The organism is Mycobacterium sp. (assembly GCF_035274705.1).
In the GTDB taxonomy this organism is placed as follows: Bacteria; Actinomycetota; Actinomycetes; order Mycobacteriales; family Mycobacteriaceae; genus Mycobacterium.
This window is the reverse complement of record NZ_DATENY010000119.1, coordinates 91,639-111,123: the sequence shown is the minus strand read 5'-3', so window position 1 is coordinate 111,123 and position 19,485 is coordinate 91,639. Positions and strand designations below refer to the sequence as shown.

Sequence of the window (19,485 nt, the reverse complement as noted above, 5' to 3'; positions counted from 1 at the left end):
CGGCCGCCCCGGATCCGACGGCGGCCGCGGCGAAGTCATGGCCGTCGGAGCGTGCGCCTGGCAGCGCGAGGAACAGCCCGCCGGGAGTCACTGCACGCGAATCGAATTCGACGGTTCCGGTGACGCGGGTGGCGGCAGCCTGCTCGGGTGTGATGTCCGTCAGCCGGCCGCCGACGATGTCGGCGATCTGGGCGATGGTCAGGTCGATCACGCGCGGTGCCCCAGCGCCTCGAGTGCCAGGGCGAGTTCCAGGCGGTCATCGAACGGCCGAGTCTGGCCGTGGCTGGTCTGGCCGGTCTCGTGGCCTTTTCCGGCGATCAGCACCACGTCGCCGGGCTGGGCCCACGCGACGGCGTGGTCGATGGCCTCGCGACGGTCGCCGATCTCGACAACGTCTGCGCCGCCTGGCGCCGCTGTCGCGCCGGCCATGATCGCCGCACGGATGGCAGCGGGTTCCTCGTTGCGCGGGTTGTCGTCGGTGACCACGACGAGATCGGCAAGCTCGGCGGCGACGCGGCCCATCGGTTCGCGCTTGCCCGAGTCGCGGTTGCCTCCCGCGCCGAACACGACCGCGAGCCTGCCGCGGGCCTGCTCGCGCAACGTCTCGAGCACCGCGCGCAGCGCGCCGGGTTTGTGCGCGTAGTCGACGAGCGCAAGGAAGCCCTGTCCGCAGTCGATCGGCTCGAGGCGGCCGGGAACCGTCGCGGTGCGCAGGCCGGGTGCCGCCTGCTCCGGCGACACGCCGACCGTGTCGAGCAGCGCGGCCGCGAGCAGGCAGTTGGCGACGTTGTAGCGGCCCGGCAACCCGATCCGCAGCCCGTGGTGCACGCCGGCCGGGTCGACGGCCACGAATTCCTGAGCGCCGAGCTCGACGGCGCAGATGTTCTCCGCGCGCCAATCGGCATCACGTCCGGTCGCACTCACCGACACCACCCGGTGCGCAAGATGCGCCATCGCACGGCCGGCCTCGTCGTCGATGCAGATCACGGAAAGGCTTGCACACGTTGGGGATTGAGGGTCAAACAGTCGCGCCTTGGCGTCGAAGTAGTCTTCCATGGTGGGGTGGAAGTCCAGGTGGTCGCGCGACAGGTTGGTGAAGCCACCGACGGCGAATTGGGTCGCGTCGACGCGACCCAACGTCAGCGCGTGGCTGGACACCTCCATCACCACGGTATCGACGCCTTGCTCGACCATCACCGCCAACATCGCCTGCAACTCCGGGGCCTCGGGTGTGGTCAGCGCGCTGGGCACCTCACGGCCGTCGATGCGGATGCCGACCGTGCCGATCAGCCCGGCGATCCGCTCAGCCGACCGCAGCCCGGCCTCCACCAGGTAGGTCGTGGTGGTCTTGCCGGAGGTTCCCGTGACGCCGATGACGCGCAGCTTCTCCGACGGATGTCCGTAGACGGCCGCTGCCAGCTCGCCCAGCACCGAGCGCGGGGACGGGTGAATGAGCACCGGGACATCGACGTTCGGCCCCATCTCGGCAATACCCGCTGCGTCCGTCAGCACCGCGACGGCTCCGCGGGCCACCGCGTCGGCCACATAACGGCCGCCGTGCGAGGAGGCACCCGGCAGCGCGGCGAACAGGTCGCCGGGCTGGGTGTTCTGGCCCCGCAGCGTCACCCCGGTGACCCGGACGTCGGGCACCGTGACACCTTCGGCGGGCACCGCCCGCACCGCCTCCGCCAACCGCCCGAGCGCTTGGCCGACAGGATGGCTGGGACGCAAATTCATGGCGATGACACAGTACCGGCCGTCTAGGACGCATTCCCCGTTCGGCGGGGGCGAAGCGGCCCTTCGGTCAGGTGGCCTGAAGCGTGAGCGGCGGTCCTGGATCGGGTGAGAGCGGCACGTTGTCGCGCTGCAGCAGCCACGCCGCGATGTTGTGGAACAGCGGCGCCATCGTTGTGCCGGGCAGTCCTTCGGCCGTCCGCTGCGGATTGTCGGCCATGATGCCGACGACATAACGGGGATCGTTGGCCGGTGCCATGCCCGCGAAGGTGATCCAGTAGACGTTGTCGTAGTAGCAGCCGCATCCGGGGTTGATCTGCTGGGCGGTGCCGGTCTTGCCTGCGATCTGATAACCCTCGACCGCGGCGAGCGAACCAGTGCCCTGCTGGATTCCCATCGGATCTCGTTGCACGGTAGCGCGCAACATCTGACGCACAGTCTGTGCGGTCTGTGGCGACACCACCCGCACGCCTTCCGGCCTCGGCTCGTCGGTGCGGGTGCCGCCCGGCGCGATCGTCGACTTGAGGATGCGCGGCGGGATGCGCAGACCGTCGTTGGCGATGGCCTGGTACATGCCAGTCATCTGCAACAGCGTCATCGAAAGACCCTGCCCGATGGGTAAGTTGGAGAATGTGCTGCCAGACCACTGGTCAATCGGCGGCACCAGACCCGCGCTCTCACCCGGCAACCCGACGCCTGTGCGCTGACCCAGGCCGAACTTGTTCAGCATGTCCGCGTAGCGATCCGGGCCGATCCGCTGAGCCAACATCAGCGTGCCGACGTTGGACGACTTTCCGAAGATGCCCGTCGTGGTGTACGGCATCGTGCCGTGTTCCCAGGCGTCGTGCACATTGACGCCGCCCATATCGATCGAGCCGGGCACCTGTAGCACCTCGTCGGGGTTGGACAGCCCGAATTCGATCACCGATGCCGCGGTGACGATCTTGTTGACCGAGCCCGGCTCGTACGGCGACGACACTGCCGGGTTGCCCAGGTCCCGGTCCTCTTGCCTGCCGATGTCCTGGCTGGGGTCGAACGTGCTGTCGTTCGCCATCGCAAGCACTTCACCGGTTTTCGCATCCAGCACCACTGCGGCCACATTCTTGGCACCGGAGGCGTTCTTGGCCTGCTGGACCTGCTGCTGGACGTAGAACTGCATGTCGTCGTCGAGCGTCAACATCACCGTCGAGCCGTCGACCGCATCGTGGCGGTTGCGGTAGCTGCCGGGAATCACCACGCCGTCTGAGCCGCGGTCGTATGTGACGGAACCGTCGGTGCCTGCCAGCATGGCGTCGAGCGAATCCTCAAGTCCCAGAAGGCCGTGACCGTCCCAGTCGATGCCGCCGACGATGTTGGCCGCCAGCGATCCGCCGGGATACTGGCGCAGATCCTGGCGCTCCGAACCGACTTCGGGGAACTTTGTGGTGATGGCGTCGGCGATGGCCGGGTCGACCGCACGGGCCAGATAGACGAATGAGTCCTTGCTGGCGAGCTTTTTCAGCACCGTGTTGGCGTCGGGTTTGTTGTTGAGCCGCAAGGCGACTTCGGCCGCGATGTCACGCAATCGCTTGTCGGGATCCGGCGCCGACGGGGTCTTTGCCTTGGCCTCGGTCAGCTGCTTGCGGATCTTGACCGGCTGGAACGTCAGCGCGCGGGCCTCGATGGTGAAGGCCAGCTTGTCGTTGTTGCGGTCCACCAGGGCACCGCGCACAGCCTTCTCGATGTCGGTGACCTTGAGCTGACCGGCCGCCTCGGCGCGCAGACCCGCAGCCCTCGGCACCTGCAGGCTGAACAACTGGGCGCCTGCGACCAGCAGCACGAGGAAGATGACGGCATTGCCAACCCGATGCCGGAACACGAATGACGCACTGCGCAAACCATTGTCGGTGACCGGCTGGCGTGTCCGGCGTGCCTTGGCGGAGCGCTCCTGGGTTTTTACTGCCCCACGGCGACCCCGGTTGTCGCCGCGGCTCATGCGGCAGGACCAGGGAGCGGGACGGCGGCAGGAGCCGGTGCCTGCGCTGCGGCGTCCAGCGGAGCAGCCGGCTGTTCGGCCGGCGACGCGGTCGGCACCTCGGCAGGCGGCTGTGCGGGTCCGAGGGCCGGAATCTGCGTCCCGACGGCGTGCGGAACCTCGGCAGCGGAGGGCCCCGCCAACGGTGCGGCGGGCGAAACCGGCAGTGGCCGTTCGACTCCCGGCAGCGGAGCCGGTGTGAGCGCGCCCCTCGGCGGCATGCGAACCGTGACCTCTCGCGGTTCCACCACACGCGGTGCCGGTTGTGCCGGAGGTCCCGGCGGAGGCTGGTCGGCCAGCGGCGTGTTCAGCGGCGGCGGCGCAACACCCTCAGCGGGTTTGGGTGTGCCGACCACGACCCAGTTGCCCGCGGCGTCCTGCACCAAGTGCGCGGTGTCGCGCGACGGGATCATGCCGAGATTGCGCGCGGCCTCGGCCAGCGCCGGGGCCGCTTGCGCCTCGAGCACCTGGCGTTCCAGCGCTTCCTTCTGCTGCAGCAACGCCTGATTGGTCTCGCGGGCGTGACTCAATTGGTAGGAGCGCTCGGCCGCGTCGGTCGAGAGCCACAGCGTGATACCCAGTCCGAGACCAAGCGATCCGATCACCAGCACCACGAACGGCACCCTCGCGACCAGTGTGCGCGGATTGAGGTCGATCGAAGACAGCTTGACGAGGATCCGCTCACGCAAGGGCGGGCGGACGACCTTGGGCGCCTTGGCCTTTCGCGCTTTGGCCCTTGCCTTGGCCTGGCTGGCGTTCTTGGGCCGGGCCGGGCCGTCGGTGGGCCGGGGAATCGGATTGGTCGCGGGCGCCGAGCGCTGCGGGCGCTGCTCACGCGCGGGCTTACGCCTGCGTGGCGGCGCGTCGGCCGGGCGGCGCACCGCGTTGCGGGCTGGCTGCCGCGATTTGCGAACCGGCGCATCGCCGTCGCGCACCATTGCGCCTCGCTTGGCCTTCATCGTTGTCCCCCCACCTTTTCCAGCGCCCGTAGCCGCACCGATGCGCTACGTGGATTGACTGCGATTTCCTCGGGGCCTGCCCGTTCCGCGCCGCGAGTCAGGGCGACGAAGTCCGGCTCGTGCCCAGGCAACTCCACCGGTAAGCCCGGCGGGGTCCGCGACGCCTTCACCGCGGCGAACTGGCTTTTGACGATGCGGTCTTCCAAGGATTGGTAGGCCATCACCACGATCCGGCCGCCGGGTGCGAGCGCTCCCAGCGCCGCGGGCAGCGCGTCGCGCAACGAGTCCAGCTCTCCGTTGACGACGATCCGCAAGGCCTGGAATGTGCGCTTGGCCGGATGCCCGCCGGTCCGGCGGGCCGGCGCGGGTATCGCCTCGTACAACAGTTCAACCAGCTCGCCGGTGGTGGCGAAAGGCCGGCGGCCCCGGCGGCGCACGATGTGAGCGGCGATGCGGCCTGCGAAGCGCTCTTCGCCGAACTCACGCAGCACGCGTGCGAGTGTCTTCTCGTCGTAGGTGTTGATGACCTCAGCGGCCGTGAGCGTCGCGTCGGGATCCATCCGCATGTCCAGCGGAGCGTCGGCGGCGTAGGAGAAGCCGCGCTCGGTGCGGTCCAATTGCATCGAGGACACCCCGAGGTCGAACAGAACGCCGTCCACTTGGCCTGCCCAATCACCGGTTTGGGCCAGCACAGCTTCGATTCCGTCGTAGCGGGTGCGCACGAGCATGACGCGATCGCCGAACTGCGCCAGCCGCTCACCTGCGATCCACAGCGCGTCGGGGTCGCGGTCAAGCCCGATCAGCCGCAGGGCGGAGAACTCGGTGAGGAAGCGTTCGGCATGTCCACCCGCGCCGAGCGTGGCGTCGATGAGGACCGCACCCTCGCCGTCGGGGCTGTGCCGGGTGAGCGCGGGAGTCAGCAGCTCGACACAGCGGTCGAGCAGAACCGGGATGTGGCCAGGCATTGCAGCGCCTCCGATGAGGTGTACCCCTGCACCCAGGTCCCTGTCCGAGAGCGCGGACCTGGCGTTGGGGAAGTACGCCAGGGCCGGTTCGGACAGAGGCCACGATGCACGGGCAACGTGTCGGTCAGCCGCCGAATCAGATGATGTCGTGCAGAGCTTCATCGGAGGCCGCGGAGAAGTTCTCTTCGTGGGTCTGCTGATACTCCTGCCATGCTTGGGCGTCCCAGATCTCCAGGTAGTCAACCGATCCGATCACCACGCAGTCCTTCGAGAGGTTGGCGTAGCGGCGGTGGTCGGCCGACAACGTGATCCGGCCTTGCCCGTCGGGGTGCTGTTCGTCGGTGGCGGCGGCAAGGTTTCGCAGGAATGCGCGGGCCTCCGGATTGCTCCGCGACGCCTGCGACGCCCGCCGGGCCAGCTTTTCGAACTCGGCGCGCGGGTACACGGCAAGGCTGTGGTCTTGACTCTTGGTGACCATCAACCCTCCTGCCAGCGCGTCGCGGAACTTGGCGGGCAGCGTCAGCCGCCCCTTGTCGTCGAGCTTGGGCGTGTAGGTGCCCAGAAACATCCGGCCACCTCCTACCACTCCGGAGCCCCGGTCGCTCCGTTGTCCGCCACTTTACCCCACAATCCCCCACAGCGCTCCATTTGATAGCAAAAGTTGGCCAGATGTCCCCACCTAGCTCCCGAATCCAGCGCATACGGGTGTCGCACAGAAGGACATCGCGCCCCGTCACAGACCAAAACAGCAGGTAGGCCAGCTTTGTGGCCGTGGTGGGGAGGTGTGGGGAATTGCCGACGCGCCGCGCACAAAAAAATGGGGTAGCCCGTCGTGGGCTACCCCGTGGGTCGGCGCGGATCTACTCGTCGAAGCGGCGGCGGAACCGATCTTCCATCCGGCTGGTGAACGAGCCGCCTCCGCCCTTGGCACGCTTCTGCCGCGGCGCGCCAGGCTCGGAGCCGGAACGATCGCGGCCGCCGGCCACCCGCGGACCGGTGATGGCGAAGACCACGCCGCCGAACATCACAACGAAGCCGACCACGGACAAGATGGGAAAACTGCCGATCATGGTGGCCTTGAACGCGACACCGGACACCAGCATCGCCAGACCGATCACGAAAAGCGCGGCCCCTTGTAGCCGGCGCCGGGCCGAGGGCGCGCGCAGAGTACCGCCACGAACGCTCGATGCGAACTTGGGGTCCTCGGCATAGAGCGCGCTCTCGATCTGGTCGAGCATGCGCTGCTCATGATCGGAGAGTGGCATTCGTCCCTCCCTCGGGGCCCAGGAGCCGATGCGACCGGTCTCTATCGTTCAAAAATTGTGTCCGCCCGCCACGGCGGACGCCTAACAGTCATGATACGAGGTCAATCTGAGCCGTACCACCTAGTTCGCCGGTCGATTCTATGACGTACACCGCCGCTGCCAACCAGCGCCTCGCTCAACCAATAATGGTGTTGACGGCACGGCACGACACCGCGAAGGGCGATACGAAGTTGGCGACATTTCTGATCGATCTGTCGCCGAGCGATATGCAACGCCGGCTCGGTGACGCGCTTGGCATCTATGTCGACGCCATGCGCTACCCGCGCGGCACCGAGGAACAACGCGCATCGATGTGGCTGGAGCACACCCGCCGGAACGGCTGGAAGGCCGTGGCCGCGGTGGAGGTGCCCGACCAAGATGGACAAAATGGAGACCGGTCCACCGCCGCCCTGAGCGCGGCGCCGATGCTCGGAGTCGCGTACGGCTATTGCGGTGCGCCCGACCAGTGGTGGCAGCAGCAAGTGGTGGCCGGCCTGCACCGCGTCGGCGCGGACTCGACCCGCATCTCCGAGCTGATGACGAGCTACTTCGAGCTGACCGAGCTGCACATCGCGCCCCAGGCCCAAGGCCGCGGGCTGGGCGAGGCGCTGGCCCGGCGGCTGCTCACGGACCGCTGCGAGGCGCACGTGTTGCTGTCGACGCCGGAGATCAACGGCGAGGCAAACCGGGCCTGGCGGCTGTACCGGCGGCTCGGGTTCACCGACATCATCCGCGGCTACCACTTCGCGGGCGATCCGCGGGCGTTTGCGATCCTGGGCCGGTCACTGCCGCTATAGCACACCCAATCTGGCACGATGACCACGTGCCTGACCTTTCGCCGCGGGCGAGACGCCGCTTGCTGGCGATCGCGCTGCTGTTGCTCGTCCTGCCAATGGCCGTCGGATGTGTGCGGGTGCGGGCGTCGATCACGGTCTCCCCTGACGACCGGGTCTCAGGCCAGATCATCGCGGCGGCCAAGCCTCGCAACGCCGACGACAAGGGCCCTCAGCTTCTCAACAACCTGCCGTTCGCCCAGAAAGTGGCGGTTTCTGACTACAGCCGCGACGACTACGTCGGCTCGGAGGCGGTGTTCTCCGACCTCACCTTCGCCGAGCTGCCGCAGCTGGCGAATATGAACCGCGACTCAGCCGGGGTCGACATCTCGCTGCGCCGCGCCGGTGATCTGGTGATTCTCGAGGGGCGCGCCGACCTCACGTCGCTCAACGACCCCGAGGCCGACGTCTCGCTTTCTGTGTCGTTCCCCGGCGAGGTGACGTCGACCAACGGCGACCAGGTGTCGTCCGAAGTCGTGGAGTGGAAGCTGCGGCCAGGTGTGGTCAGCACGATGAACGCCCAGGCCCGCTACACCGACCCGAGCGCACGCTCGTTCACCGGTGCGGCGATCTGGCTTGGCGTCGCGTCAGTCTTGGTCGCCAGCATCGTCGGCGGGCTGGCGTATATGAACCGGGACCGCTCCCCTCGTGTCGGCGATCCGGCAGACCAATCACGCTGAAGACACGGCACGCGCCCCTGGTGAGTCCATGCCTGACTTGGTAAAAACCCAGTGGCACGCTCTACTCTGAAGTGCACTCGGGGGCGAGTAGACGCCGATTGACGAAAGGGGCGCCCGCTGAGCGTGAATGCAGCGGCACCGTCGGCCGTCGAATTGGCCGGCGCCGTCACCGACCAATTGCGCGAATATCTCCGCAGTCGCCGCCGTGACTCTTCCTACATCGGCGCCGACTATGCGGAGCTGACCGCCGCCCTCGAAGAGTTCGTAATGCGCGGTGGTAAGCGGCTGCGCCCGTTGTTCGCCTATTGGGGCTGGCGTGCGGTCGCTGAGGCGTCCGATGACCTGCTCGAACCGCGGGTGATACGGCTGATCTCGGCACTTGAACTGCTCCACGCGTGCGCGCTGGTGCACGATGACGTGATCGACGCGTCGGCGACCCGCCGAGGCCTGCCCACCGTGCACAGGTTGTTCGCCGACAAGCACCGCACCAGCAACTGGCACGGCTCCCCCGAGCAGTTCGGGATGTCGGCGGCCATCCTGCTGGGTGACCTCGCGCTGGTATGGGCCGACGACATCGTCGCGACCGCGGATCTGCCGGTGGACGCCCATCTGCGGGTGCGGCGAGTGTGGTCGGCGATCCGCACCGAGGTGCTCGGCGGGCAGTACCTGGACATCGTCGCCGAATCCAGCGGCGCGGAGACCGTGGCCTCGGCGATGACGGTCAATATCTACAAGACTGCCTCCTACACCATCTCTCGGCCGTTGCAGCTCGGCGCGGCCGCGGCCGCCGACCGCCCCGAAGTTCTCGACGCGTTCCACGAACTGGGCACCAGCTTGGGGGTGGCATTTCAGTTGCGCGACGACGTGCTCGGCGTGTTCGGCGACCCCGCGGTGACCGGTAAGCCGTCCGGTGACGACCTGCGGTCCGGCAAGCGCACCGTGCTGCTCGCCGAGGCGGTCGAGCTGGCGGAGAAAATGGATCCCGTAGCCGCCAAGCTGTTACGTACGTCGATCGGCACCGAGCTGTCCGATGCCCAGATCAAGGAGCTGTGTCTGGTGATCGAGTCGGTCGGCGCACTGGCTGCGGTCGAGGGCCGTATCGACATGCTGACCCGCCGCGCGCTCGAGATCCTCAACGCCGCACCGATCGACGCGCGGGCCAAGGTTGGCCTGTCCGAGCTCGCCAGATTGGCCGCGAACCGGTCCGCGTAGGAGCATGACAACGTCCGCGCCTGCCGAGGCCACGAAAAACGGGCTCGCCCAACATTTCTCGCGCCTGAGGTTGTTCACCACCTCTGTGGACGCCCGTCCCGCGCTGCTGGGCGCTCTCGGCGCAGTCCTGATCACCGCTGGGGGGCTTGGCGCGGGCAGCACCCGGTTGCACGATCCGCTGCTCGAGTCGATGCACCTGTCGTGGCTTCGCTTCGGCCATGGCCTGGTGCTGTCTTCGGTGCTGTTGTGGATCGGTGTTGCGCTGATGCTGGTCGCATGGCTGTGGCTGGGCCGCCGCGTGATCGACCGCACGGCAACCGAATACACGATGATCGCGACGACCGGCTTCTGGCTGGCGCCGCTGTTGTTGAGTGTTCCGGTGTTCAGCCGGGACACGTATTCGTATCTGGCGCAGGGCGCCCTGCTGCGCGACGGCTTCGACCCTTATGTCGTCGGTCCGGTCGATAATCCGAACTCGTTGCTGGACAACGTGAGTCCGATCTGGACGACGACGACTGCACCGTACGGACCCGCGTTCATCTTGGTGGCGAAGTTCGTCACCTTGCTGGTCCGCAACGACGTCGTCGCGGGAACCATGCTGCTGCGGCTGTGCATGCTGCCGGGGCTCGCCCTGCTGATCTGGGCGGCGCCGCGGGTCGCCCGTCACGTCGGCGCCAGCGGGGCTGCTGCCCTATGGATCTGCGTGCTCAACCCGCTGGTGATCATCCATCTGATGGGTGGGGTGCACAACGAGATGCTGATGGTCGGGCTGATGATGGCCGCCATCGCGCTGACATTCGGTCGCCACCACATCGCCGGCGTCAGCCTGATTGCCGTCGCGGTGGCGGTGAAAGCCACGGCGGGGCTGGCGCTTCCGTTCATGGTGTGGGTGTGGACGCGCGACATTCGCGACCGACGTGGGTATGCCCCGGTCAAAGCCTTCGCGGTGGCCACTGCAGCGTCTGCGGTGATCTTCGTCGCAGTCTTCGCGGTGTTGTCCGCCGCCGCCGGGGTCGGTCTCGGCTGGCTGACCGCCCTGGCCGGATCGGTGAAGATCATCAACTGGCTGACCGTGCCGACCGCCGCGGCCAATCTGGTCAATGTCTTCGGCAGTCTGCTCTTTCCCGTGAACTTCTACGCCGTTCTCGACATCACCCGCATCGTCGGCATCGCGATCATCGCGATCTCACTTCCATTGCTGTGGTGGAGGTTTCGCCACACCGACCGCGAGGCGCTTCTCGGCATCGCCCTGGTAATGGGCGTCGTGGTGCTGTTCGTGCCCGCGGCGCTACCGTGGTACTACACCTGGCCGCTGGCAGTGGTGTCGGCACTGGCGCAGTCGCGGTTGTCCATTGCGGTGATCGCGGCTCTTTCCACGTGGATCACCGTGATCTGGAAACCCGATGGGGCGCATGGCATGTACTCGTGGATACATGTGCTCCTCGCCACGGCATGCGGCGCTGCGGCGTGGTACTACCTGTACAGCGCGCCTAGTAGGCCATCGCCTGGGCCCGACGCACCACTTCCCGGGCCTGATGCGAGTGCAGCGCATCCACCGGCCGCGCATTAGCCTGCTGCTGTATCGCACCGTCTCGGCTGATGGTCAGCGAGGGGTCGGGCGTGAAAAGCCAGCGCACGATCTCCGTGTCGCGGTATCCCCCGTCGTGCAGAACGACGAGCAGCCCGGCCAGGGGCTTGACCACGTGGCCGGTGTCGTCGAAGAAGATCTTGGGCACCACCACCACACCGTCACGACGCACCGCGATCAGGTGGCCCTCACGCAACTGCTGATGCACCTTGGTCACCGGAACACCGAGCAAATCGGCGACGGCGGGTAACTCGTAGACGGCCTCGCCGGGATCCAAAACATCGTCGGCGGCCGGAATGCTGCTCACCGCATAGAGTCTAAGACGAATCGGCCGGCTCGTAACATGTGTTCGGTGGAGCCCTTCCAGCAATCCGACCCGCTCGTGGGGGCCGTGCTTGACGGGCGGTACCGTGTCCAGGCGATGATCGCCACCGGAGGCATGTCCGCGGTGTACCGCGGACTGGATCTTCGCCTCGACCGGCCGGTGGCGCTGAAGATCATGGATTCGCGATATTCCGGCGACCACCAGTTCCTGACGCGGTTTCAGCGCGAGGCGCGCGCGGTCGCCAAGCTCAAGGATCCCGGTCTTGTCGCCGTCTACGACCAGGGCATCGACGGCCAGCATCCGTTCCTGGTGATGGAGCTGATCGAGGGTGGCACGCTTCGCGAACTGCTGCGGGAGCGCGGGCCGATGCCGCCGCACGCGGTCGCCGCGGTGCTGGGTCCCGTCCTGGGTGGCTTGGCGGTCGCACACGGCGCCGGGCTTGTGCACCGCGACGTCAAACCGGAAAACGTGCTGGTTTCTGACAACGGCGAGGTGAAAATCGCCGACTTCGGTCTGGTTCGCGCCGTCGCAGAAGCCAAGATCACCTCCACCAGCGTCATCTTGGGCACCGCGGCCTACCTGTCGCCCGAGCAGGTGAGCACCGGCAACGCCGGGCCGCGCAGCGACGTGTACTCCGTCGGCATCCTGGCTTACGAGCTGCTGACCGGCGCCACCCCGTTCACGGGCGACAGCGCGCTGGCCGTCGCATACCAGCGGATGGACACCGACGTCGCGCCGCCGAGCACGATAATCTCAGGCGTCCCAGCGCAGTTCGACGAGTTGGTGCTGCGCGCGACCGCTCGCGACCCCGCCGACCGGTATGCCGACGCACAAGACATGCGCGCCGAGCTCGACGCGATCGTCGACGAGCTGGGCCTGCCGCAGTTTCGCGTGCCCGCACCGCGCAACTCGGCCCAGCACGCGTCGGCCGCGATGTATCACAGCCAAGTTGTTCCCGCGCCGGCTCCGCGCCAGCACACCAGGCAGCTCACCAGCGAGGAATGGCAGCCGTACACGCCGGACGGTGAGTACGAATATCGCGGCGTGGCAGGGCAATTCGCGGGGATCGACATGGATGAGTTCTACTGGGCCCGTCAGCGCGCGAGGCGTGCGCTGCTGTTCTGGGTGGTCGCCGTGCTGACGCTGGCCGGTCTCGTCGCCGCCGCCGCATGGACGGTCGGCAGCAATCTCGCCAACCTCATCTAGCACCGCGTCAGACCACAGAACATTTCGGGTTGATTCCCGCGCCTTTCACTACTACTGTCGTAGTGGAAGAATTCAACAAACGTAGAAATCACACCGAGGTGACCACGATGAACGATCAAGCGATCGCTGTGCTGGTCGTTGGAGCAGGCCCGACCGGTCTGACAATGGCCAACGAACTAGTGCGCCACGGCGCCGAAGTGCGCATCATCGACCGCGCACCCGAACCATCGACCACCTCCCGCGCCCTGGTCGTCCAGCCCCGCACCTTGGAGGTGTTCGATGACATGGGTGTGATCGACCCGGCTTTCGCCGCGGGAAATCCGGTGGATGGCCTCACGATCACGTTCAAGAACAAGCTCGTGCAAATGGATGTCGCCGGCATGCTGACGGGACCGCAGAACTACACGGCCTATTCCAGACTGCGCACGCTCTCGCAGCATGACACCGAGCGTCTTCTCACCGAGGCACTCGCCAACCGGCGCATCGAGGTTATGCGCGGGCGATCACTGATCGATCTGACGCAGGACAACGACGGGGTCACAGCGACCCTGCGCAGCGAGGACGGATCGAGCGAGACACTGCGTTGCCGGTGGGTGATCGGCTGCGACGGCTCCCATAGCGCGGTTCGCAAGGCGGCGGGCATTCCCTTCGCCGGTTCGACCTATCGCGACGAGTTCATCATGGCCGACGCCGAGCTCGACTGGCCGCTACCGCATGGCAAAATCTATGGATTCCCAAGTCCCGCAGGTATTTTCGCTGCCTTCTCGATGCCGGGCGAGAACCGCTACCGGATCTTCGGCAACTTCCCTCCTGGGCCCGAAGGCCCGACCGCCGAGTGCAGCGAGCCGACCCACGACGAGTTCCAGGCGATGGTTGATGAGCGAGTTCCCTTCCCCGCCAAGGTCGTCAGGGAGTACTGGGTAACCCGCTACCGCGTGCACAGCCGCGTCGCGCCGCACTATCGCGAGGGCCGCGTCTTTCTGGTCGGCGACGCCGCCTATGTGCACAGCCCGGCGGGCGCGCAAGGCATGAACACCGGCATCCAGGACGCCTACAACCTGGCGTGGAAGCTAGCTCTGGTCGAACGCGGCATCGCCGACCCGACGCTGCTGGACAGCTACGAAGCCGAGCGGCACCCGATCGGTGTCCAGCTGCTGAAGACGACCGACCGACTGTTCACCGCCTTCGCCGGCCAGAATCCGATCTCGCGGATCGCCCGCGGCCGCATCGGCCCGCTGGTGGCCACGACTGTGCTGACGCGCCCGTCGGTTCGCCGGTGGTTCGTCGGCACGTTGGCGCAGCTGCGGCTGCGTTATCCGCAAAGCCCGCTAAATGCCGAGGACGGTGGGGGCTGGCGCGATGCACCCGCGCCCGGTGACCGGGCACGCGAAGCCGACCTGCTCGTCGACGCAAACCCGCGACGGCTCCATGAAATGCTGCGCGGCACGCACCACAGCGTGCTGCTGTTCACCGGCCTCGACGATGGCGCCCGGCCGGCCATCGAGCTATGCCGGATTGCGGAAGAGATCGAGCGGTCATACCCAAATCTGGTGCGGGCACGAGTAATCACAGCCGAGCGCTTCGCCGATCATCCACTGGCGCTCGGCGATCCCGACCGGTGCGCGCATCGTCAGTACGGAATCACCGAGGCCAGCGCGTTCGTCGTCCGCCCGGACAAGTACATCGGCTATCGCGGAAAGCCCATCGACACCGAACACCTGATGGCCGACCTGGCCGCCCGGTTGCCGGCCACGACAACGGCGCTGGCGGGTTAGACGCTCAGTCGCGCAACATCTCGGCGACGAGGAACGCCAGCTCCAGGCTCTGCTGGGTGTTCAGCCGCGGATCGCAAGCCGTCTCGTAGCGGCCGGCCAGATCGGAGTCGGAGATGTCCTGCGCGCCGCCGAGGCACTCGGTGACGTTCTCGCCGGTGATTTCGACGTGAATGCCGCCGGGATGGGTGCCGAGCGCACGGTGCACCTCGAAGAAGCCCTGCACCTCGTCGACGATGCGGTCGAAGTGGCGGGTCTTGTAACCCGTCGAGGACTCGTGGGTGTTGCCATGCATCGGGTCGCACTGCCAGATGACCTGGTGCCCGGTGGCCTGCACCTTCTCGATGATCGGCGGCAGCAAGTCGCGCACCTTGTTGTTGCCCAGCCGGCTGACCAGCGTCAGCCGTCCTGGCTGGTTGTGCGGATCGAGCCGCTCGACGAATTCGACGGCGAGCTCGGGGGTCATCGTCGGACCGATCTTCACGCCGATCGGGTTGGCGATCACCTCCGCGAAAGCGACGTGCGCGCCCTCGAGCTGACGAGTCCGCTCCCCGATCCACACGTAATGCGCGGACAGGTCGTAGAGCCGCGGCTCGGGCTCCTCGACCGGGAAGTCGGTGGACAACCGCAGCATCGCGCGCTCGTAGTCGAGCACCAAAGCCTCATGGCTGGCGTAGATCTCGGCGGTATCCAGGTTGCGGTCGTTGACCCCGCAGGCGCTCATGAACATCAGGCCGCGGTCGATCTCGGCGGCCAGTGCCTCGTAACGGGCACCCGCGGGCGACGTGCGGACGAACTCGCGGTTCCAGTCGTGCACCAGATGTAGCGACGCCAAGCCCGACGCGGTCAGTGCGCGAACCAGATTCATCGCCGCGCTCGCGTTGGCGTATGCACGCACCAGCCGCGACGCGTCGTGTTCGCGTGCGGCGGCGTCGGGCGCGAAGCCGTTGATCATGTCACCGCGGTAGGACTTCAGGCCCAGCGCGTCGATGTCGGAGGACCGCGGCTTGGCGTACTGGCCGGCGATACGGGCCACCTTCACCACCGGCATGCTCGCGCCGTAGGTCAGCACCACCGCCATCTGCAGCAGCGTGCGGATGTTGGCCCGGATATGCGGCTCGGTGTTGTCCACGAACGTCTCGGCGCAGTCGCCGCCCTGCAGCAGGAACGCCTCCCCGCGGGCAACGGCGGCCAGCTGGCCCTTGAGCTTCTCGATCTCGGCGGGCACGGTGACGGGCGGAACGCTTTCCAGCACGGTGCGCATCACCTTGGCGGCGTCGGCGTCCCAGCCCGGCTGCTGCACCGCAGGCTTGGAGAGCGCGGCGTCCAGCTTATGCCGCAGGTCATCGGGCAGCGGCGGGAGCGGAGGCAGCTGGTCGATGGGTACGTCGACGGTCCAGTTCACCCATCCATGGTAACGGGCGCCAACACGTGGTTTTTAACCGTGCGCAGGCACTTCCCCCGTGGTCATCAACCGGAATCGCTGCAGGTTGTGCCGGGCATCGACCAGGGCGTCATGCGAGTCACGGGGTCGCGGCGGCATCCGCGGCGAACCGCGGTCCTCCCAGAACTGGCGCAGCTCGCGGGTGAACCGCGGAATCGCCGGCGGCAGGTCGGTCATCGGCCCCCACAGCTGGCACAGCACGACGTGGTCGTAGGCGCCCACCCATGCCCACAGCTCGATCGGCTCGTCGCCGTCGACACCGAAGAAGTCTTCGAGGTCCGCGCGGATCTGCCTGCGTGAGCGCCAGAGCGGAGACGCCGGCGACGGCAGCTTGGGCAGCACGTGTTTGCGCACCCAACTGCCTGCCCGCTCTGGATCGAATTCCGTTGAAATCGCGTAATACTCGCGGCCGTCCTCGGCGGCCACGCCGATCGAGATCAATTCGATGGTACGGCCGTTGTCGATGAACTCGGTGTCGTAGAAGTACTTCACACGCCAGCCGCCGTCCGCTCCTGCGGCGCGGGGGCCGGATGGATTTCGCGGTCGAGTTGCTCGTTGACCTCATTGTCGTCGGGGAAGTGCGGCTCCCCGGCGATCACATGCTGCAGCCACAGCTTCGCCTGCACCACCGGTCGACGCAGTCGCCGTTCCCGTTCCAGCGCCCTGTGCATCTTGCGGGGCTTGTCGCCGTAGCGCCAGCGCGCCCACGGTGCATGCGGCCGCGACAACCGGAGGGCTCCGACCAACAACAGGGGGGTGATGAACATGCCGACCAGCCCGGTCCACACCTTGCCCTTGAACAGCACGATCACTGCAAGAAGCAGCGTCACCACTGCCACCGCGATCACCACTGCCCGCGCCTCCAACGTCTGGTCCTCGCGCCAGATGGTGACGTCGAAAAACGACAACGGGTTGAAGCCCAAGATCAACAGCCCTGCCACCGCAACCGCGGCGAACACCGCGTCCACCGACGTGCGGCCGTCCTCGGACCAATACACGTCCTGCAGATGCAGGATCAACGCGAACTCGTCCAGCACGAGCGCCGCGCCGATTCCGAAAATGATTGCGGCGGCCGTGAATTCGGGTACTCCCCCGTCCACAGCCAACGTCACCATTGTCACGCCGGAAACCATGACCAAGATCACACCGATTACCACGTGATGGATGTGCAACGAGCCGTGGCCGATGTTGCGAGGCTGCCACCACTTGCGCGGCGCGTCGCTGTCGGCATGCGACCGGATATACCGGACGATCGTGCGCGTCACCAGGAAGGTCAGGAGGAAGGCGATCAGGCACCACATCAGCGGCCGTCGCTCCGGCGGGACGACCAGATCGAAGTTCAGGTCGAACTTGAGTTCGTCGGGCACGGCCAAAACTTACGCCGACCTGCGCGTGTCACGGCATGGTTACCCGCCGACGCGCCGGTGCGCACCGATAGTCTGGTCTGCGACATGAGTACTTGGCGGTCGCCCGGCGGCGTTGGTTGGGGGCCAACGCTCGCCTGGCGACTGTTTGAACTGCTCACCCTGGCGGCGTTGGCCTGGGCGGCCTGGCGACTGCTCGGCCACACCCCGTATCGCATTGACATCGACGTGTACCGGATGGGCGGGCAGGCCTGGCTGGACGGCAGGCCGCTGTACGCCGACGGGGCGATGTTCCACACCCGCGCCGGCCTGGACCTGCCGTTTACGTACCCGCCGCTGGCGGCGGTGGTGTTCTCCCCTTTCGCGTGGCTGCCGCTGAAGGCGGCCAGCATTGCGATCACGCTCACGACGCTGCTGCTGCTCATCGCGTCGACGGTGATCGTATTGACCCGCTTGGACGTGTGGCCGCAGACCTCGATCACTGCTGAGCCCGCGTGGGTTCGACGGTGCTGGCTGGCTGTGGCGATCGTGGCACCGGCCGTGGTCTATCTCGAGCCGATCCGGTCGAACTTCGACTTCGGTCAGATCAACGTCGTGCTGATGACTCTCGTGATCGCCGATTGCATGCCCCGCAAGACGCCGTGGCCGCGGGGCATGCTGCTGGGGCTGGCCATCGCGCTCAAGCTCACCCCCGCGGTGTTCCTGCTGTATTTCCTGCTGCGGCGCAACACACGTGCGCTACTCGTAACGGCGGCCTCGGCCGTCACCGCCACGCTTGCCGGTTTCGCGCTCGCCTGGCGCGACTCCTTGGAGTACTGGACCGACACCGTGCGAAACACCGACAGGATCGGCACCGCCACGCTGAACACCAACCAGAACATCGCAGGCACCCTGGCGAGGCTTGGCCTCAGCGAGGGCGAGCGGTTCGTGTTGTGGACGCTTCTGTGCTTTGCGGTGCTCGGCTTGACTGTGTGGGCGGCGCGACGTGTCGTTCGAGCAGAAGAACCGGTACTTGCGCTGGTCTGCGTGGCGATGTTCGGCCTGGTGGTTTCGCCGGTGTCGTGGTCACACCACTGGGTGTGGGCGCTGCCCGCGGTGCTCGTGACGACCGTGGTGGCCTACCGGCGACGGCATATCGCGCTGGGCCTGGTCACCCTCGCGGGCATCGCGCTGATGGTGTGGACGCCGATCCCGCTGATGCCCGAGCACCGTGAAACCGCGGCTTCGTTGTGGCGCCAACTAGCCGGTGGTTCGTATGTGTGGTGGGCGGTGGCGATGATCGTGGTGGCAGGCACCGTGTCAGCGAAGGCAGCGGCGCGCTCGCCTAGCCGGCCGCTGCTTCAGGCATCCGCGCCGGCGGCTTGATCGCCGTCTCACCTTTTCCCTCTTTGACGTCGGCGGCGTACAGGTCGACATAGTCCTGCCCGGACAGGCGCATCAGCTCGTACATCACCTCGTCGATCACGGCGCGTTCGATGAAGCGATTGCCCGCCAGGCCCTCGAAACGGCTGAAGTCCATCGGCTTGCCGAACTTGACCTGGACGCGGCCGAAGCGCCACATCTTGCTGCCCGGAGGGTTGACGACGTCGGTTCCGATCATCGCGACGGGAATGACCGGCACACCGGTCTGCAGCGCCAGTCGCGCCAGGCCGGTCTTGCCTTTGTACAGACGTCCGTCGGGTGAGCGGGTGCCCTCGGGATACATGCCCAGCAACTTGCCTTCGTTGACGATCCGCGCCGCAGTGTCCAGTGCGCTCTGGGCGCTGTCGGCATCGGTGCGGTCGATCGGCACCTGCCCGGCGGCGGTGTAGAACCACCGCTGAAACCAGCCCTTGAGGCCGGTTCCGCTGAAGTATTCGGCCTTGGCAAGGAAGGTGATCCGGCGGCTCACAACCAGGGGCAGGTAGAAGCTGTCGGCCACGGCCAGGTGATTACTGGCCAGGATCATCGGGCCGGAATGCGGAACGTACTCCAGCCCTTCGACTTTCGGCCGACCGAGCAACGACAGCAAAGGGCCCATGAAGATGTACTTGAAAAGCCAGTACCACATGGACCCTCCCCACCACCGAGCACCGGACGGTGCTT

Annotated in this window: 19 protein-coding genes; 7 read left to right on the top strand and 12 right to left on the bottom strand. The window is 66.9% G+C overall.

What is annotated here, in order from left to right; genetic code table 11:
• The 7 genes from VJV41_RS25475 to VJV41_RS25445 form a co-directional block, all read right to left on the bottom strand.
• On the bottom strand, positions 1 to 211 hold a 211-nt coding region (locus tag VJV41_RS25475), incomplete at its 3' end, for a Mur ligase domain-containing protein (RefSeq protein ID WP_325338462.1).
• Complete coding sequence (locus VJV41_RS25470; RefSeq protein WP_325338461.1) at positions 208 to 1,737, bottom strand: UDP-N-acetylmuramoyl-L-alanyl-D-glutamate--2,6-diaminopimelate ligase; 1,530 nt, start codon at positions 1,735 to 1,737, stop codon at positions 208 to 210. The genes VJV41_RS25475 and VJV41_RS25470, both read right to left, overlap by 4 nt.
• Positions 1,738 to 1,804: 67 nt before the next feature.
• A complete protein-coding gene (locus tag VJV41_RS25465) occupies positions 1,805 to 3,709 on the bottom strand; it encodes a penicillin-binding protein 2 (RefSeq protein ID WP_325338460.1) in 1,905 nt (634 codons plus the stop codon).
• Positions 3,706 to 4,707, bottom strand: a complete 1,002-nt coding sequence (locus VJV41_RS25460) for a hypothetical protein (protein ID WP_325338459.1) — start codon at positions 4,705 to 4,707, stop codon at positions 3,706 to 3,708. Before VJV41_RS25460 ends, VJV41_RS25465 begins: the two co-directional genes overlap by 4 nt.
• The gene (gene rsmH / locus VJV41_RS25455) at positions 4,704 to 5,834 is read right to left on the bottom strand and encodes a 16S rRNA (cytosine(1402)-N(4))-methyltransferase RsmH (RefSeq protein WP_325338457.1); all 1,131 of its coding nucleotides are present in this window, start codon (positions 5,832 to 5,834) and stop codon (positions 4,704 to 4,706) included. The genes VJV41_RS25460 and rsmH overlap by 4 nt, the downstream gene beginning before the upstream one ends.
• Positions 5,809 to 6,240, bottom strand: a complete 432-nt coding sequence (mraZ, locus tag VJV41_RS25450; protein WP_325338455.1) for a division/cell wall cluster transcriptional repressor MraZ — start codon at positions 6,238 to 6,240, stop codon at positions 5,809 to 5,811. The genes rsmH and mraZ overlap by 26 nt, the downstream gene beginning before the upstream one ends.
• Positions 6,241 to 6,532: 292 nt before the next feature.
• A complete protein-coding gene (locus tag VJV41_RS25445; protein ID WP_325338453.1) occupies positions 6,533 to 6,937 on the bottom strand; it encodes a DUF3040 domain-containing protein in 405 nt (134 codons plus the stop codon).
• A 230-nt stretch (positions 6,938 to 7,167) separates the two neighbouring features.
• On the opposite strand from VJV41_RS25445, the gene VJV41_RS25440 reads away from it, so the two are divergent.
• The 4 genes from VJV41_RS25440 to VJV41_RS25425 all read left to right on the top strand — a co-directional run bounded on the left by VJV41_RS25440 (position 7,168) and on the right by VJV41_RS25425 (position 11,271).
• Positions 7,168 to 7,773: a GNAT family N-acetyltransferase gene (locus VJV41_RS25440; protein WP_325338477.1), complete on the top strand. Its 606-nt coding sequence runs from the start codon at positions 7,168 to 7,170 to the stop codon at positions 7,771 to 7,773.
• Between the two features lie 95 nt (positions 7,774 to 7,868).
• Positions 7,869 to 8,489 carry an LppM family (lipo)protein gene (locus VJV41_RS25435; RefSeq protein WP_325338475.1) on the top strand — a complete coding sequence of 207 codons (621 nt, stop codon included), beginning with the start codon at positions 7,869 to 7,871 and terminating at the stop codon, positions 8,487 to 8,489.
• A gap of 123 nt (positions 8,490 to 8,612) precedes the next feature.
• Positions 8,613 to 9,701 carry a bifunctional (2E,6E)-farnesyl/geranyl diphosphate synthase gene (gene idsA2 / locus VJV41_RS25430; RefSeq protein WP_325338452.1) on the top strand — a complete coding sequence of 363 codons (1,089 nt, stop codon included), beginning with the start codon at positions 8,613 to 8,615 and terminating at the stop codon, positions 9,699 to 9,701.
• 4 nt (positions 9,702 to 9,705) lie between these two features.
• Positions 9,706 to 11,271, top strand: coding sequence for an alpha-(1->6)-mannopyranosyltransferase A (locus VJV41_RS25425; protein ID WP_325338450.1), 1,566 nt, complete (start codon positions 9,706 to 9,708; stop codon positions 11,269 to 11,271).
• On the opposite strand, the gene VJV41_RS25420 is transcribed toward VJV41_RS25425, so the two are convergent.
• A complete protein-coding gene (locus tag VJV41_RS25420; protein WP_325338448.1) occupies positions 11,192 to 11,596 on the bottom strand; it encodes an Rv2175c family DNA-binding protein in 405 nt (134 codons plus the stop codon). The genes VJV41_RS25425 and VJV41_RS25420 overlap by 80 nt on opposite strands.
• 36 nt (positions 11,597 to 11,632) lie before the next feature.
• On the opposite strand from VJV41_RS25420, the gene VJV41_RS25415 reads away from it, so the two are divergent.
• Together VJV41_RS25415 and VJV41_RS25410 are read left to right on the top strand one after the other, a co-directional pair.
• Complete coding sequence (locus VJV41_RS25415) at positions 11,633 to 12,820, top strand: protein kinase domain-containing protein (protein WP_325338446.1); 1,188 nt, start codon at positions 11,633 to 11,635, stop codon at positions 12,818 to 12,820.
• 107 nt (positions 12,821 to 12,927) lie between these two features.
• Positions 12,928 to 14,595 carry an FAD-dependent monooxygenase gene (locus VJV41_RS25410; RefSeq protein WP_325338444.1) on the top strand — a complete coding sequence of 556 codons (1,668 nt, stop codon included), beginning with the start codon at positions 12,928 to 12,930 and terminating at the stop codon, positions 14,593 to 14,595.
• 4 nt (positions 14,596 to 14,599) lie between these two features.
• Here VJV41_RS25410 and VJV41_RS25405 read toward each other — a convergent pair whose 3' ends face one another.
• From VJV41_RS25405 to VJV41_RS25395, 3 genes are read right to left on the bottom strand one after another with little or no spacing between them, the layout of a single operon-like run.
• On the bottom strand, positions 14,600 to 15,997 hold the full coding sequence (locus VJV41_RS25405) for a class II 3-deoxy-7-phosphoheptulonate synthase (protein ID WP_325338442.1): 1,398 nt from the start codon (positions 15,995 to 15,997) through the stop codon (positions 14,600 to 14,602).
• Between the two features lie 33 nt (positions 15,998 to 16,030).
• Positions 16,031 to 16,528 carry a polyadenylate-specific 3'-exoribonuclease AS gene (locus VJV41_RS25400; RefSeq protein WP_325338440.1) on the bottom strand — a complete coding sequence of 166 codons (498 nt, stop codon included), beginning with the start codon at positions 16,526 to 16,528 and terminating at the stop codon, positions 16,031 to 16,033.
• Entirely contained in the window at positions 16,525 to 17,337 is an 813-nt protein-coding gene (locus VJV41_RS25395; RefSeq protein WP_325338473.1) for a hypothetical protein, read from the bottom strand. The genes VJV41_RS25400 and VJV41_RS25395 overlap by 4 nt, the downstream gene beginning before the upstream one ends.
• Before the next feature lie 150 nt (positions 17,338 to 17,487).
• Here VJV41_RS25395 and VJV41_RS25390 point away from each other — a divergent pair, with 150 nt between their 5' ends.
• The gene (locus tag VJV41_RS25390) at positions 17,488 to 18,765 is read left to right on the top strand and encodes a glycosyltransferase 87 family protein (protein WP_325338438.1); all 1,278 of its coding nucleotides are present in this window, start codon (positions 17,488 to 17,490) and stop codon (positions 18,763 to 18,765) included.
• Here the strand turns inward: VJV41_RS25390 and VJV41_RS25385 are convergent.
• Entirely contained in the window at positions 18,725 to 19,450 is a 726-nt protein-coding gene (locus VJV41_RS25385; RefSeq protein WP_325338436.1) for a lysophospholipid acyltransferase family protein, read from the bottom strand. The two genes, VJV41_RS25390 and VJV41_RS25385, sit on opposite strands and share 41 nt — an antisense overlap.
• Positions 19,451 to 19,485: the final 35 nt, after the last annotated feature.